The organism is Streptomyces coffeae (assembly GCF_016741875.1).
Taxonomy (GTDB): Bacteria; Actinomycetota; Actinomycetes; order Streptomycetales; family Streptomycetaceae; genus Streptomyces; species Streptomyces coffeae.
The window spans coordinates 1-15,160 of record NZ_JAERRF010000061.1; the positions used below are offsets into that span (position 1 = coordinate 1).

At 64.1% G+C, this 15,160-nt stretch carries 11 protein-coding genes and 5 pseudogenes; 8 read left to right on the forward strand and 8 right to left on the reverse strand.

Annotated features, from left to right (window positions below; all coding sequences use genetic code 11):
* A pseudogene (locus tag JK363_RS40250) lies at positions 1-373 on the forward strand (hypothetical protein); the annotation flags it as partial.
* A 248-nt stretch (positions 374-621) separates the two neighbouring features.
* Here the strand turns inward: JK363_RS40250 and JK363_RS44090 are convergent.
* The 5 genes and pseudogenes from JK363_RS44090 to JK363_RS40270 form a co-directional block, all read right to left on the reverse strand.
* Entirely contained in the window at positions 622-756 is a 135-nt protein-coding gene (locus tag JK363_RS44090) for a hypothetical protein (protein WP_268981172.1), read from the reverse strand.
* A gap of 353 nt (positions 757-1,109) precedes the next feature.
* The gene (locus JK363_RS40255) at positions 1,110-1,337 is read right to left on the reverse strand and encodes a hypothetical protein (protein WP_201883299.1); all 228 of its coding nucleotides are present in this window, start codon (positions 1,335-1,337) and stop codon (positions 1,110-1,112) included.
* 226 nt (positions 1,338-1,563) lie between these two features.
* Positions 1,564-2,061 carry a GNAT family N-acetyltransferase gene (locus JK363_RS40260; RefSeq protein WP_201883300.1) on the reverse strand — a complete coding sequence of 166 codons (498 nt, stop codon included), beginning with the start codon at positions 2,059-2,061 and terminating at the stop codon, positions 1,564-1,566.
* A gap of 140 nt (positions 2,062-2,201) precedes the next feature.
* Positions 2,202-2,606 (reverse strand): annotated as a pseudogene (locus JK363_RS40265) (transposase); the annotation flags it as partial.
* A gap of 81 nt (positions 2,607-2,687) precedes the next feature.
* Positions 2,688-4,271 carry a GMC oxidoreductase gene (locus tag JK363_RS40270; RefSeq protein ID WP_201883302.1) on the reverse strand — a complete coding sequence of 528 codons (1,584 nt, stop codon included), beginning with the start codon at positions 4,269-4,271 and terminating at the stop codon, positions 2,688-2,690.
* Between the two features lie 506 nt (positions 4,272-4,777).
* On the opposite strand from JK363_RS40270, the pseudogene JK363_RS40275 reads away from it, so the two are divergent.
* The 4 genes and pseudogenes from JK363_RS40275 to gnd all read left to right on the forward strand — a co-directional run.
* A pseudogene (locus tag JK363_RS40275) lies at positions 4,778-5,160 on the forward strand (transposase); the annotation flags it as partial.
* A gap of 322 nt (positions 5,161-5,482) precedes the next feature.
* Positions 5,483-5,938 (forward strand): hypothetical protein, encoded by a 456-nt coding sequence (locus tag JK363_RS40280; protein ID WP_201883304.1) that lies wholly within the window; start codon positions 5,483-5,485, stop codon positions 5,936-5,938.
* A 435-nt stretch (positions 5,939-6,373) separates the two neighbouring features.
* Positions 6,374-7,381 (forward strand): glycosyltransferase family 25 protein, encoded by a 1,008-nt coding sequence (locus tag JK363_RS40285; RefSeq protein WP_201883305.1) that lies wholly within the window; start codon positions 6,374-6,376, stop codon positions 7,379-7,381.
* A complete protein-coding gene (gene gnd, locus JK363_RS40290; protein WP_372444951.1) occupies positions 7,378-8,835 on the forward strand; it encodes an NADP-dependent phosphogluconate dehydrogenase in 1,458 nt (485 codons plus the stop codon). The genes JK363_RS40285 and gnd overlap by 4 nt, the downstream gene beginning before the upstream one ends.
* Positions 8,836-8,863: 28 nt before the next feature.
* On the opposite strand, the gene JK363_RS40295 is transcribed toward gnd, so the two are convergent.
* Positions 8,864-9,654, reverse strand: a protein-coding gene (locus JK363_RS40295) for an IS5 family transposase (protein WP_307822083.1) whose coding sequence is annotated in 2 segments (ribosomal slippage) — positions 8,864-9,336 and positions 9,336-9,654 — 792 coding nt in all. Because the reading frame shifts where the segments join, the coding sequence is not laid out codon by codon here.
* A gap of 104 nt (positions 9,655-9,758) precedes the next feature.
* Between JK363_RS40295 and JK363_RS40300 the strand changes: the two genes are divergently transcribed.
* The 3 genes and pseudogenes from JK363_RS40300 (at position 9,759) to JK363_RS40310 (ending at position 12,261) form a co-directional block, all read left to right on the forward strand.
* Positions 9,759-10,451 (forward strand): hypothetical protein, encoded by a 693-nt coding sequence (locus JK363_RS40300; protein ID WP_201883306.1) that lies wholly within the window; start codon positions 9,759-9,761, stop codon positions 10,449-10,451.
* Between the two features lie 144 nt (positions 10,452-10,595).
* Positions 10,596-11,365: pseudogene (locus tag JK363_RS40305) on the forward strand (transposase).
* 56 nt (positions 11,366-11,421) lie between these two features.
* The gene (locus tag JK363_RS40310) at positions 11,422-12,261 is read left to right on the forward strand and encodes an endonuclease/exonuclease/phosphatase family protein (RefSeq protein WP_201883307.1); all 840 of its coding nucleotides are present in this window, start codon (positions 11,422-11,424) and stop codon (positions 12,259-12,261) included.
* 141 nt (positions 12,262-12,402) lie between these two features.
* On the opposite strand, the gene ilvC is transcribed toward JK363_RS40310, so the two are convergent.
* A complete protein-coding gene (gene ilvC, locus JK363_RS40315) occupies positions 12,403-13,401 on the reverse strand; it encodes a ketol-acid reductoisomerase (RefSeq protein WP_307822082.1) in 999 nt (332 codons plus the stop codon).
* Positions 13,402-14,822: 1,421 nt separating this feature from the next.
* Positions 14,823-15,160, reverse strand: a pseudogene (locus JK363_RS40320) (transposase); the annotation flags it as partial.

A 15,160-nucleotide genomic window follows, 5' to 3' on the forward strand; every position in this document is an offset into this window, starting at 1 on the left:
GCAATGGACACAAAACACCAGCGGCATCCTCAGCGACTTCCACACACTCTGCGGACACCTCAAGATCTCACAGTGTGTCTGCTCCGACGGGCCGCTGCTGCACGCCCTCGAGCACTTCGCACACCAACCTCCCGGTACCCAGCCGAGCCACGGCGACATCACCGACAACGCCCGCCAGCTCATCGACGAAGCCGCCGCCTACAGCTACTTCACCCTCACCCTGCTGGAAATCTTCACCGCCCCCGGACTCGACCGGCGCGGCGAACAAGCCCTCGCCAACACTCGCGGAGGCGCGCCTCGAACTGAGCATCTCCCCCTACAGCGCGCGCACCCTCATCACCCACATACGCAAGGCATGGTCCCTCAACGATAGCCCCGGCATTGACATCCTCGGAGCCGCCCTGCGCCATTGGTTCTGTCCCCTACACGGACCACGATCCGACGCATTCGGCCGACCGAGAACCAGAGATGACCGCGCCCCTCGCTCCGACCGCCCGCCGAACACGGACTGACGGAACAAGCGGCACGGCCCTCACCTCGCGCCAGAGCTCGAGCATCACTCCACCCGGTGCTCATGCTCGAACTCATCCACGCCGCTCAGCACACTGACCGTGCTGCCGCTCATGCCGTAGCTCCATCCATCTCCAGGACCTCGTCCTCGCACTCGCGACCGGAGAACGTCGTGGTGTCGTCGTCGAACTGGGTCACGCCTGAGGCGCCGCAGACGTGGCACTGCCATTCAGCGCTCCAGGTCACCTCGCCGCCCTGGTCGCACTCGTGCCCGGAGCACGCGGTGTCCCTCGTCCGTCCTGCCAGCAGCTTCCTTACGCCAGCAGCAGGAGCTCACGATGGCTCTTTCCTGGGCGCCAACCCGGACAGCCAATGGACCCGGTCAGCCTTCAAGTCCACCTGCATAAGATCGGCGTCCCTCCGCAGCGCGGCAGGACCTCCGCAATCCGACAACTCGTCCTCCAAGCCCCGGCCCCCGTCATCGCAAAGACACTCGGCTACCACGACAAGACCACCACCCGCCTCGTCACCGAAGCCGACGGAACCTGGAGCCGATACGCGCCCGGCGACCACACACGGTGAACTACGACGACGCTCCCTCACTCAGGGAACGAAAAGCCCAGCTCACGCAGTCGGGGCAAGCACGCTGCGAGACATTGCTCCACCGACGCGGCATCGGTTCGCACAAGGACGTCCTCGCGCAACGGGGCCCCACTGGCGACGAAGGTCCAAGGATTGCGCCTCTCTGCCATCCGCTCGGCGTCGGCCTTGAACAGCACCGTTACGCCCTGTTCAGCCAGTGCTTCCATGATCGCGACGACGTCCACCGGCACTCTCCCCCTCCCGAAGCGCTTCGATCGCGCCACCGGATGAACATACCTACTCCAGGCCCGACCTGGACACTGCCCTCATCACCCAAAGTGACCAATCATGGTGACCCGAGCTGGAATACGCGACACCTCAACATGCGAGCCCACCAGTCCCGCGGGCTGAGGTGAGCTGTGTCTGAGTACTTCAGCGGGCCGGGAGACGGCGAGAGTCTCTCTGGGCGTATCAGCACACTCGCTCGTATTCGACCTGTTCAAGATGGTGCCCATCGCCAAAGTCGTGGGAGCGTGCGGTGCCGCGCTCGGTGAAGCCGCACTTGGTGTAGAAGCGGCGGGACTGTGGGGTATCGCGCAGTGTCCACAGGTGTACCTTGGCGAACCCGTCGTTGGGCAGGTAGCGCAGTGTCTCGGTCATCAGTGCGGCGGAGACGCCGCTGCCCCAGCTGTGGGGGTGACTGAAAAAGGTGAGGATCTCGGCAAGACCCGGCCGGGTCGAGGATGGGCCGAAGGCGGACAGTGCCAAAGGACGACTGTCGTGTTCGGCTAGCAGGATCGTCCGTGTGCCCTGTGCGATCCTTTCGTGCCATCGTGTTCGCCTGCTCTGGACCTCACGTGCGGCGAACTCCGGGTCGAAGAAGGGGGCATAAGCCGCCTCCCAGGCTGCGGCGTGGATCTCGCCGAGGATATCCCCGTCGTACTGGTCGGCGCGACGCACTGTGAACATCCGATCAGCCTATCGGCAACGCCTTCCAGCCCGCTTCGGAATTCAGGCCGAGCGCTTGAGTCGGCGGCTCCTATCAAGTGTCCCTCCCATCAACGGAAGCGGTCTGATTTGCGTGAATGGTCGATTTTCGAATCAGGCACCTTTTGCCGGGCCTTCTCCTCCTCGGCGGCCGCCTTGCCCAGGGCGGTGATGACGTCCGGGCCGAGGTGCATCCCGGCAGCGTCATGGTGGGCTCGCACGGTGGTGGAGTCCACTCTGACCAGGGGCAAGTCCACCCCGCCCCGTTCGGCGGCTTCCGCGATCAGACCCGCCAGCAGGGCTTCGAAGACACCTGCATCACGCCACTGGCGGAAGCGGTTGTGGACGGTCGGCCAGGCGCCGAACTCCTGCGGTATCTCCCGCCACTGCCCGCCCGTCCGAAACCGCCACATCGCACCCTCGAACTGCTGCCGCAGCCGTTCCGGGTACGGCCCGTACTCGCCGATCGGCAGGTACGGACCGGTGAACTCCCCCGCCCATCCGTCAGTTGCATCAGCGTCGTACAAGACGAACTACTGGATCAGGCCCAGCCGCGAGGACCAATCCCGCAAATTGATCACAACCAAATACGCCCCCTAACGTCCTGATCAGCAACTGCCGCACAGCGGGGGAACCTCACGGTGTAGGTGGCGGCGGACAAGAGCGCGGGCGGCGAGTACTGCCAGGGCAACGGAGGTGAGCGTCGGGTTGCATGCGGTGGTGGTGGGGATTACACCGTTGCCCCCGACGTAGAGGTTGGTGGTGCCCCACACTCGTGAAGAGCTGTCGCAGACTGTGGTGTTGTCGTCAGTGGCACCCATCCGAACAGTCCCCTGGTAGTGCAGGGAACTGCCCGCGGGCAGCAGGGCGGGAAGATCAGTGCTGATTGGAGTGCCGAGGAGCGCCGCTACATGGGAGGCCTCTTTCTTGGCGACAGCGATGGTGGTCTGGTCCGCGTTGCTCAGGCCGTAGTGCAGTTGCATGGCTGGCATGCCCAGGGCGTCACGTCGGCTGTCGCTGAAAGTGATGCGGTCCTCGGCACGCAGTTGTTTGGGGCATGACCAGGACAGGCCGGCGAATTCTCCCGGCGGCTTCTGGCTGGTGCCTGTAGCAGTTGCCGGGATCTGGCCGATGTACATGATCTGGCCGCTGAAAGGGTGGGTGTCGCTGTAGGGCACCCACACCAAGGGCACCAGTGCACTGTCCTGCGCACTGGTGCCGGCGGTCGTTGAGCCAAGCTCGGCCGCGAGGCCGGGGTGCAGGCGCACAGCGGTGATGACCATCGGGTGATCATTGAGATGGCGGCCGAGAGCCTGCGGCCTCACACCAGAGGTGTACAGCAGCTGTGGGGTCCGCAGACTGTCGGCTGCGACGACGACCGCCCGGGCTGTCACCGTGCGCCGCCGTCCGGTAGGAAGATGCTCCAGTTCGGCGCCCCGGGCAGTGGATCCGTCCATGAGCACCCGACGGCACAGGGTCTGGGCGCGCAGCTCGAATGAGGTGGGGGTAGCTGGCTGCACCAGGTCGCCGAGGATCATGTCAGGGCCGCACCAGCGCACCGCCCCGTCCTGTCCGACACTGAGGGCGAGCGGCGTGGGCTGTACACGGCGCTCCGGGGGCCTCCCCGCATTCAGGTAGTTGCCCACCAGGCGCGTAACCCGGGTGACGAAATGAGAGTCGTCGAAGGCATTCCGGGTGACGTGTAGGAGTTGCTCGGCGCGGGTGAGCGCCAGCTCCCACATCGGTGGATCGATGAAGACGATGCGCTCGCCGTCGCCCGGGCGGGGGCAGCCGCAGGCCCAGTGGGCTCCCATTCCGCCGACGTTGGTGGACATCGCGGCCCCCGCCATTCCCTCCACGAGCGAGGACTGAGCAGGATCGGCGACCCTGTGGGTGCCTGCCAGCAGCGGATCTGGTACGCCTCCCGCCACTCCGAGGCCAAGCCGCCGAGCCATGCTAAGCACTGGGTAGGGGAATGGGTGGGGACCCTGCGAAGCCGCCTGGGCTGCCGCCCGCTCAGCCTGGTCCGGGATGTTGTTGACGTGACTCCCCGGCGGATGAGAGATCTGTGGACCAGCATCAACCATGAGAATGCGGGTCCATGGCAATTCGTCAGCGATCACCCGGGCAAAGGTCGACCCGACCGGGCCACTGCCGACGATGAGAACATCAATGTCGGGAGAATCGGGCATGCGGAGCGCTCCTGAGTCTCGGGGGTGGATGTAGTGATGCTCGCAGGGCGGCTGTAAAGTCCGCCAGGCTGCAGCCTGGCGTTCGTGCGCACACACGTTCAACCTGACACCCGCGCTGACCAGTTCGCCTCCAGTTCTCGCCGCGCTGGAATCGCTTGGCGGCCTCAAGCCGTAACTGCTCACGAAACAGCAGGCATTCGGCGCTCAGCCCGCCCTCTTGGGGATACCGCATCCCACCTGGATACCGCAGGGATCAAGGACCGTCAGCCCTCTCGACAACACGAGCTCGGGCTCTGACCCTGGGTGTTGGATACGGGGGTATGCGGCTTGGGAAAGTGTAGTTGTGGGTGCGAAGAACGCGTTCTCGTAGCTGATCGGGGAGCGTTGTCCGGGCGGCAGTGCCGGCGGCGGGTGTTGTAGCGGCTGGCCAGCGGAACGCCGCAAGCCGTGCATGGCGTGCGGTGGGCCATGGCTTCGCGCCCTTGAGCGTCTCCTCTTCATGGACGACCGCCGTCGACGAGACCGCCGCCCCCGAAGCCGTCCGTGAGGACTGGGACCGGCAGCGCCCCGGCCTGGTCAACGTGTTCGAGAACGCCTGGGCACAGTTCATCCCCTTCCTCGACTTCGACCAGGACATCCACCGCGTCATCTACACCACCAACGCGATCGAGTCGATGAACCACAACCTGCGCACACTCGCCAATACCACCGGCCGCTTTCTCTCCGACGACGCCGCGCTGAAGAAGCTCTACCCGGCATCCGCAACATCGAGGGCCGCCACATCGACGGCGACGAAAAGATCCCCACCGGCCGCATCCGCGGCACCAAGACCCTCGGCTGGACCCGCGCCATAAACCAGTTCAAGATCCGGTTCGGCGACCGGCTCCCCTCTGGCACCCCACAGAAACGGAAACCGGTTCACCGACTCCGTCGGCGGACCGTCACGGTCGAGATTGATCGACTTGCGAATTAATATACTCATATTGCAAATAACATGACCTATTGACAGTCGCTCGGCCTTGCCTGAAGCTCAAATTAAATTCCGTGACCACTCGCGGCAGTGGTGGATGGAGCGGTAGGTCGCCGTTATTTGCGGTTGCATTTTCGGGTATCGCATCAAGGTCGATTTCTTAGTTGGCTCGCCCTGTCTTGCGGCACGGGTTTCCGTTGCATTCATCGCTTTGCGATCCTCTCCAGAAAAGGAGCATCACATGGCCACGCATGTCCTTGCCGGTGCGGGAGTGTACACCGATGAGTACATCCCTCCCATCACTCGGCGTACTCGCGAACACCGCATCACCAGCGATATCGTATTCGCACCTGCGATCCCTACAGATCTCCCCCCCAGTGTCCAGCTACAGGCGGCCCACCTGTCGGGCTCCAGCACAGAAAGCTGCACAGGGCCGGTCGAAAATCCTCAATCCGAAGGGACCCTTACCTGGTCAGATGGCACCACCAGCTCGATCTCCCTCATCTCGCAGTCGGCTGAACGCGTCGAAGGGCATCCGATCTGCCACTCAACCTGGACTGTCACCAGCGGCCACTATGCTGAGGGAACCGTCCACACCCTGGCTGTTGCCCTTGCCTCAGACGACACTGCCTGCCTGGCCGGAGGGAGCATCCACACCGCCACGGGATCAGTCGTAATCATCCTCACCCTGCCTTAGCTTAAGCTCTCTCGCCCTTCGCTTTGATGGGCAGGTGAGCTGGCTAAAGGCTATCCCGTAACTCCACGCAAGGCCTGGATGTGCTCTGCTTGTTCCGGTTCGAGACCCCCAAGTGGCGACCGAAAACCGGACAGAATGACATAGATGTCCAAGGACATAAGGCCCTACTGCAGCCTCAATCGACTTACGGAAAAGCCTTTAGATGAAGTGCAGGGGGTGAAACGGTAGGCAGAGTCCCTGGCCGCTTGCCCTGGATCTCACTCAGCCTGCAAGCGGTCAAGGGATCTGCAATGTTACCCCATCATCAGTACAGAATTCCTGTCCACCTGAACCATAAGGCTTGAGTGTCTTTGGTGTCCAACATCCGGGGCCAAGCCCCGTGGAGTCCCGTTGCGTTGTTGAGGTGTTGACGCGACATTCCCCGAGGAGCTTCGTGTGACAACCAGGCAAGAGCGTGTCATCGAGATCTTGGCTCCTGTCCCCGGGAGTCTTGCCGTGCCCGGAGGAAAGGTTCTTCTTGAGTGGAAGCAGCTTGCGAAAGCGGTATCTGGCAACGACCTCTATGTGTTTTTGCGTCGAGGTGGACAGGATGTCGGCTATTTGGCGAAAGGCATGTCTCATCCGGGGGAGAACTCTCTGAGCGTGAGCCTGCCCGACCTTCAGGGCGAATATGACCTGGTCGCATCCTTCGTCGATCCTCACTTGCGTGAGGAACGGGTCGGGATCCGGCTGACTGCTACGGATGACGTCGCCGCCGATAGTAAGGAGACATGGCAGGTGTCCGCTCCTCGCAAGCCAAGACACCCCTCCCTGCTTTCAGTATTCGACGGCATCATGTGTATCAACTTGGACAGCGACACAGCCCGTTGGGAGCGTATGAGGCAACGCTTCGCCGCTCTCGGCCTCGACGGGAAGGTTCGGCGTATCCCCGCCGTTGCGGTACCCGGCAATTATCACATCGGTTGCGCACTCTCCCACCGGCAGGCCATTCAGATCGCCTACGACGATGGAATGGAGAATGTGCTGGTCTTCGAGGACGACGCTGTGTTCTTACGGGGTGCTGAATGGGTCCTGCGCCGCAGTCTACGGGGACTTATCGGACGGACATGGAGTGTCGTGTACCTCGGCGGATACGAAAAGGTGCGTCAGCCGAGCGTGTTCACCGAAGGCTGCACTCACCTCGCCGAGGCACGAGGCCTCCTTGGAACACATGCCATCGCCTATCATCGACGAATCTACGAACGCCTGCTGACTGAGCTTCCCAGCGACGAGGTGGGCATGGCGGAGTGGATCGCGAAAGAGATTGCCATCGACCAGTACTACGCGCGCCAGTTCACCGTCGACGCCTACCAGACTGTCCCTTCCGTCGCCGCGCAGGAGCTACACCTCGCCCTGGAGGATCCGGATCTGCGCGATCAGTTCCCGATCGAGCCCACCACGTGACCCCATCAATCCGGCCAACCGAACAGGTCGGCGTCATGGGGCTGGGCGCCATGGGACACAACCTCGCCCGTCAACTCGCCCGCTCGGGCTACACCGTTGTCGTCCACAACAGGACGGCCGAAACAGCCCGTTCGATAGTGCGAAAGTACGGAGGCGAAGGCCGCTTCCTTATCGCCGATACGCCCCGAAGACTCGTCGCCGCGTTGAAGCCGCCACGACGCGTCCTTATCGTCGTCGAAGCCGGCAGCCCCACCGACGCAGTCATCAGTGAAATGGCCACGCTACTCGCCCCCGGAGACCTGATCGTCGATGGCGGCAACTCACACTTCGAGGACACACGCCGACGCGAAGCCATGCTCCGCGCTCGCGGAGTCCACTTCATCGGCGCCGGCATGTGCGGGGGCACCGAGGACGCGCTACACGGCCTGAGCATCACAGCCGACGGCTCAGACGACGCGTACAACACACTCGGCTCCCTGCTGCACGACCTCGCGGCACGGACCCCCAACAGCATGCCCACCGTCGCACGCTTGCGCGGCTCCGGCGCCGGACACTTCGTGAAGACCGTACACAATGGGCTCCAGTACGCCGATATGCAACTGATCGCTGAAGCCTACGGCCTGCTCCGCAGGGTCGCGAACCAGGCACCGGCGCGGATCGCCCACACGTTCCGTGAATGGAACCAAAGCCGGCTGGCTGCCCACCTCATGGAGATCACTTCCGAAATCCTCGGTCACACTGATACGGCGACAGGGCAAGCCTTCATCGACGTCGTCGCCGACCGCGCAGAGCAGAAAGACACGGGCCGGTGGACCGTACAGACCGCGCTCGAACTCGGCGTGCCAGTACCTGGAATCGCCGTGGCCGTCTTCGCCCGCACTCTCTCGTGCCACCGTGAACTCCACATACCGTGCGACCGTGAGCCAGGTCCACTTCTTTCCGTGCCAGACCCCGACGCATTCGTTTCCTGCATTGAGCACGCGCTTTACGCATCCAAGGTCACCGTCTACGCGCAGGGCTGGCAGCTCCTCCGTGCCGCCGCCACCGCTCACGGCTGGGACATCGACCCTGCCGCGGTAGCCTCCGTGTGGAGATCCGGCTCGATCCTGCGAGCTCCGTTCCTGGACCGGATCAGTGCCGCATACCTCAAGGCTCCGGACCTTCCCGGATTGCTCCACCACACCCAATTCAACCGGGAGCTGGACGAGGCTCAGCACGACTGGCGCACGGTCGTAGCCACGGCGGCCCGAAACGGCCTGCCAGTACCCGCCCTGGCGACAGCGCTGTCTTACTACGACGCACTCCGCACAAGCCGGTCCCCCGCCGCCCTGATCCAAGCCCAGCGCGACTTCTTCGGCACCCATGGGTACCGACGCACTGACCGCGAGGGCACATTCTCGACACTATGGGCGGAGGACCGGAGCGAACAATCAGTCCAGGACGTCCGCCATTAACCTCAAAACCGGTAACTTACACCGTGTCCTACATGGTCAGTTTGAGGAGGCGCTTGTAGCAGCACAGGGCTGCGGCGAGTCCGAGAAAGGCCAGGTAGTTGCGGGGATGGCGCTCGTAGCGGGGTGACAGGCGGCGGTAGCCGGTGAGCCAGGAGATGGTGCGTTCGATGACCCATCTGCGACGGCCCAGTCGATCGCTGGACTCGATGCCCATACGGGCGATGCGGACGCCGATGTGCCGGCTGCACAGCCATTGCCGCAAGCCAGAGAGGTCATAGGCTGTGCCGGCGTGCAGCCGCTTGGGCTGGGAATGGCCGCCGTGGAGTTCGTGTCCTATGTGGAAATGGGCGACCATCGGCTTCAGTCCGAGGCTGTCGTGGACATTGGCGGCACAGACACCGACGACCAGGGGCAGGCCGTTCGCGTCCGACAGGACGTGCATCGTGGAACCCGGCCTGCCCCGGTCCATCGGCGACGGACCTGCAAGTTCACCCCCTTTGCCGCCCAGACGTGGGCAGAGTCGAGCACGGCCCGGGACAGGCCGACCAGCCCCCGGTCGGCGAGTATCTCCAGGACCTTGTGGTGCAGCCGGCCCCAGACGCCGGCCCGGGACCAGATCAGGAACCGGCGGTACACTGTCGACTTCGAAGCGCCGAAACACGGCGGCAGAGCCCGCCAGACGCAGCCGCTGACCAACACGTAGACGATCGCAGCGAACACCGCCTCGTCATCGATGTTGGCCACCCCGCCGCCCTGCGGCCGCACCCGCGCCGGCGGTAGACAAGGCTTGGCGATCTCCCACAGACCATCCAGCACGATCCATCCCCATTACCCGCTCCCCATGACCAGCACAACTGCCAACTGACCACATAGGACACGGTGTTACACCGTGTCCTACATGGTCACGCTCGCGGACCTGCCCGTTGAGCTGCTGGGCCGGATGCGTTCAGACCGCGTCCTGTACCCCGCCACAGCCAGCGGGCAAGCGCGGGCGCAAGCCCAAGCGCGGGGCGGAGTTCAAGTTCGAGGATCCGGCCACCCAGCCTGTCCCATCCATCACTACGACGACCGACACCACCCACTACGGCAAGGCCGTCGCCACCGCCTGGGACCGTCTGCACCCGCTGCTGGTCCGGCGCTCGGCCTGGGCCGACTACCCCGAAGGACAGCTGCCGGTCATCGAAGGCACCGTCATCCGTCTTCAGGTCGACCACCTCCGTGGCGACCGCAGCCCCAGGCCAGTGTGGCTGTGGTGGTCGCTCACCGGCGCCACTGCCGGGGATGTGGACCGGCTCTGGCAGGCATTCCTGCGCAGATTCGACCTGGAACGCACCTTCAGAATGATGAAGCAGACGTTGGGGTGGACCGCTCCCAAACTCCGCGAGCCAGCCGCCGCCGACCGCTGGACCTGGCTCGTCATCGCCGTCCACACCCAACTCCGCCTCGCCCGGACCCTCGCAGAGGACTCCACAAACCCTGGGAACGGCCCGCACGCAAGGGGCGCCTCACACCCGCACGTGTCCGCCGAGGATTTCGCCGCCTCCACGGAAAGACCCCACAGCCGGCCGACGCACCGAAACCCAGTACCGCAGGCCCCGGCCGACAAACCGGCATGAAGAACAAGCACCGCGCACGCCAGCAGCCCGTCGGGCACAGAGCAAACCGTACCTCGCGGCAGCGATCACAAACAGCAAAGCTGCATAAACGCCAAGCTTAAAGGTTGTCCCGTAACAGCTGGTCACGGGTGAGATGATCTTGGTGTGGCTGGTGTGATCACGGCGTCGGTGCCGTCCTGGATAGGTCCGTTCACCGGGCTGAGCCCGCGATGCTTCGCCAGTTGGTGACCGCTGTACGTCGCGAGACCGCGAGCAAAGATCGACGAGGGCGGCCGTGGGGTCTGTCGCTCGAAGATCGAATTCTGCTGGTCACGGCCTACTGGCGCACGAACTTGACGTTGCGTCAGCTGGCTCCGCTGTTCGGCATCTCCAAGTCCGCGGCCGACCGGGTCATCAACCATCTCGGGCCGCACCTCGCGCTCCGGACGCGCGAGCGGTTCCGCAAGGACACTGTGCTCATCGTGGACGGGACTCTGGTGCCCACCCGCGACCACACAATCGCCGAGCAGTCGAAGAACTATCGCTACTCTACCGCCCACCAGGTCGTCATCGACGCCGACAGCCGTCTGGTCGTCGTGGTTTCCCGGCCCCTGCCGGGCAACCGGCACGACTCGAAGGGCTGGGAAGAATCCGGTGCCAAGGCCGCTGTCGGCAACACCATCACGATCGCCGACGGCGGCTACCAGGGCACTGGCCTGGTCATCCCGCACCGCCGCCAGACCAACCAGACCGAACTCCCAGCTTGGAAAGAGCAACACAACCGCTCACACAAACGCGTTCGTGCACGCGTGGAGCACACCTTCGCCCGTATGAAGACCTGGAAGATCCTGCGCGACTGCCGTCTCAAGGGCGACGGCGTCCACCACGCCATGCTCGGCATCGCCCGCCTGCACAACCTCGCCCTCACCGGATAGCCAACGTCCAACATGGTCCAGGATGCTCATGCGAACCGGATAGAGGGGTGGCAGTGGTGCGCGTGCTGACATGGAACGTGTGGTGGCGTTTTGGCCCCTGGGAGGAACGGCGGAAGGCCATCCTCACGGTTTTGAGAGATCTCCAGCCCGATGTCATCGGCCTTCAGGAGGTGTGGGCCTCTGGCGGGGAGAACCTTGCGGAGTGGCTCGCGTCCCACCTCGACATGCACTGGACCTGGGCAGCATCCCGCGCGCCGGAGCGGTGGCAAAGACGGCTCGGGGACTCAACGGTGGACATCGGCAACGCCGTCCTGAGTCGCTGGCCCATAGCGGAGCACGACAGGATGGAGCTGCCGGCTCGCGACGACGACGATGACGGCCGTCTGGCTCTCTACGCACGCATCGACACCCCCACACACCAGGTGCCGTTCTTCACCACCCAGCTCACATCGACCATCGATGCCTCCGCCATGCGCTGCCAACAGGTGAAAGTACTCGCCGAGTTCGTCACGGCGCACAGCCGTGGAACCGACTTCCCGCCCGTTGTCACAGGCGACTTCAACGCATTTCCCGACTCCGACGAAGTACGACAGTTCGGTGGCTACAAGACAGCACCTGCCGTCCCTGGCCAGGTATTCCTCGACGCGTGGGAATACGCAGACCCGGCACAGCCGTCAGCAACCTGGAACGCAGCCAACCCGTTCGTCGCCGCCGGATTCGAACCCAGCGTCCGCGTCGATTACATCCATACAGGCCCACCAGGCCCTCAAGGTCTTGGCTCCGTCAGCTCCATCCGCCGCGTAGGCGACGAGCCCGTAGACGGCGTGTGGCCGTCTGACCACGCTGCCGTCCTCACAGACCTACGAATACCCTCAGACCTGCACCCACTGCCCTGACAGGCGTTACGGGACAGCCTTTAGTAGCGGACGGCGAGCTGGTCGTGCTTAGTGGCTTGGCCCGGTGCCGTGTGAGGCAATTGATCCCGCACCCGACGGCGCGGCGCCTTGGCCTCCAGGCGGCTGTGCGCACGCGAAAGATCATGCACTGCCTTCGACCCAGGCCATGAGCTTGCGAAGCTCCTTGCCGGTGGTCTCCAACTTGTGGTTCGCATCAGCCCTCTTGTACTCGTTGTACTTCGGCAGACCTGAGTGGTATTCCCTCATCCAATTGAGGGCGAAGGTCCCATCCTGGATTTCCGTGAGAATCTTCTTCATCTCGGACTTGGTCTGGTCGGTGATGATGCGGGGGCCGGTGACGTAGTCGCCCCACTCGGCGGTCTCGGAGACCGACCAGCGCATCTTCTCCAGGCCGCCCTCGTACATGAGGTCCACGATCAGCTTCAGCTCGTGGAGGCACTCGAAGTACGCGATCTCCGGCTGGTAGCCCGCCTCGACCAGGGTCTCGAAGCCGGCCTTGACCAGCGCCGAGGCGCCACCGGCGAGCACGGCCTGCTCACCGAACAGGTCGGTCTCGGTCTCTTCTGCGAAGGTGGTCTTGATGACGCCGGCTCGGGTGCCGCCGATGCCCTTGGCGTACGAGAGCGCTAGTGCGAAGGCCTTGCCGGACGCGTCCTGCTCGACGGCCGCGATGCACGGCACGCCGCGGCCCTCCTCGTACTGGCGGCGGACCAGGTGGCCCGGACCCTTGGGGGCGACCATGCACACGTCCACGCCTGCCGGGGCCTTGATGAAGCCGAACCGGATGTTGAAGCCGTGGCCGAAGAACAGCGCGTCGCCGTCCTTGAGGTGGTCCTTGATGGACTCCTCGTAGACCTTGGCCTGGATCGGGTCCGGCACCAGGATCGCGATGACGTCGGCCTCGGCCGCCGCCTCGGTCGGAGTGACCACGCGCAGGCCCTGCTCCTCGGCCTTGGGACGCGACTTGGAGCTCCCGGGAAGGCCTACGCACACGTCGACACCCGAGTCGCGCAGCGATAGCGCGTGGGCGTGGCCCTGGCTGCCGTAGCCGATGACCGCGACCTTGCGGTTCTGGATGACGGAAAGGTCAGTGTCGTCGTCGTAGAAGAGCTCGGCCACTTCGGGTTTCTCCTTGGAGGTCTGGCAGGCTGAACAGCTTTCCATGACAGCCCGCAGGTTTGTCGAGGGATCGTCGCCAATGATGTGCCACTGCACGAGATCATGTGGGGGAGCGCCGGGCGACCCGGCCCTCCTGCCCGATTGACGTCCCAGAAGTCGGTGCCGTATCGCTCGGCCTCGCGAAACCGTCTTCTACACGTCGTTCTTCGGGACGGAGCCTGGACGCAACCACTCAAGGCCGGGATTCACCTGGTGTCCGTCTCGCCTGCCTATGCCTCCCATAATGCTGTCCAGTGCCATCTTCGCCACAACTGTCGTAGCCAATGTTGCGGATCTTGACGAAGATCCCTGCAATCGGCCCTGAGCTGTCCCATGACCTGCGCTTTCACGAGGCGTGAGCATGACTACGAATCGGCCTTCGAAGCCAGGGGCTCAGGACTAATAGCGGGTGATCGCAAGGGATGGATCGCTCCGTGGCGCTATGGGGTGCAGATCGGCCGACTCCGCGTGCGCGGCCGATGGTGACACTGTGTCCCGGATGCTGCAAGCGGCAGCGCGAGTGGTGCGATTGCCAGATGGAGGCGATACGCCCGGTTGAGGGCAGTCGTGTGCACATTCTTCCGTCCTCTTTTGGTGGTGGGACGGAACGGGTGGGCCTTGTGTCACGGCTGCGCCCCGAGCCCTTCGAGAAGAGAGACTTACTGAGGCGACTGCTCGTGACATGTGGCCTGACGCCGTCCACTTCCGTCCCTCTGGTTTACCGCGGGGACTTCTCTGATCCTAAGACGCCGTAGCGGGCATTACATCGGTCATCATACGTAGAACCGGGAAATCATTGGATTCAGCACTGCAGCGACACTGCGGCCAGTCCTTGCTGTGGCCGGCCGCTTCCACCGGCCCGCGGCAGAGGAGCTGGTGTGCTGGGAACTGCAACCGTGGTGGATCGACGGTTTTCCCGGGTGCATCGCCGCCAAGCTGCTCTGGTCGCTCCGTGTCGGCGGTGACGTTCCGTCCGATGCGTTCCCCCGGGCCTTCGTGGTGGCCGGGCCGCGATGATCGTGTGGTGCCTGCGAAGTAGTCGCACGCCCGCCAGGCCGACTGGTCGCGGCAGCGGCCCTGTACACGGCGTCCAACCCGCGCGGACGCTCCTTCCTGCGCTCCGGCGGGCTAATACGGAGAAGCAAGAACCGAAAGCCGCTGACGGATACAGGACCCTCATCCCCGATCTGGGACGCTCGCGACACTGGATCTTGAGGATCTGAGAGCGGACATGTTGTGGTGATGCATTCGGACGGCCGCGAAGTGTTTCACCGGGGAGGCGCGTTGGTGAACCGCTTCCGGACACGCGGATCAACGGCTCGATCCGCGACCACTGCGCATCTGTCAACGGCACAGCCAGACCAACCAACAGATGATCCGAACGAGAGAGCCTGGACGGAGCGGTGGAGGCCCCGCTTCAGTTTCTTCTGTGTGAGTTCGGTGAACCACCGTCCGACCAGGTTCAGCCGGGACGAGCCCGTGGGCGTGAAGTGCAAGCGGAAGCGTGGGTGTGCCAGCGGCCATTGCTTGACCTCGGTCGTCTTGTGGGTTGTGTAGTTGTCGAGGATCAGATGCACGCCGAGGCCGGCGGCGGCCTCGTTGTCGAGCTTGGCCAGGAACTTCTTGAACGCGATGGTCCGGTGCCGGCGGTGCAGGGAGCCGGTAGGCCGCGTCGCGCACGGGCCGGACGACGAGTCTCTTGACTCCTCCGCCTCATGAG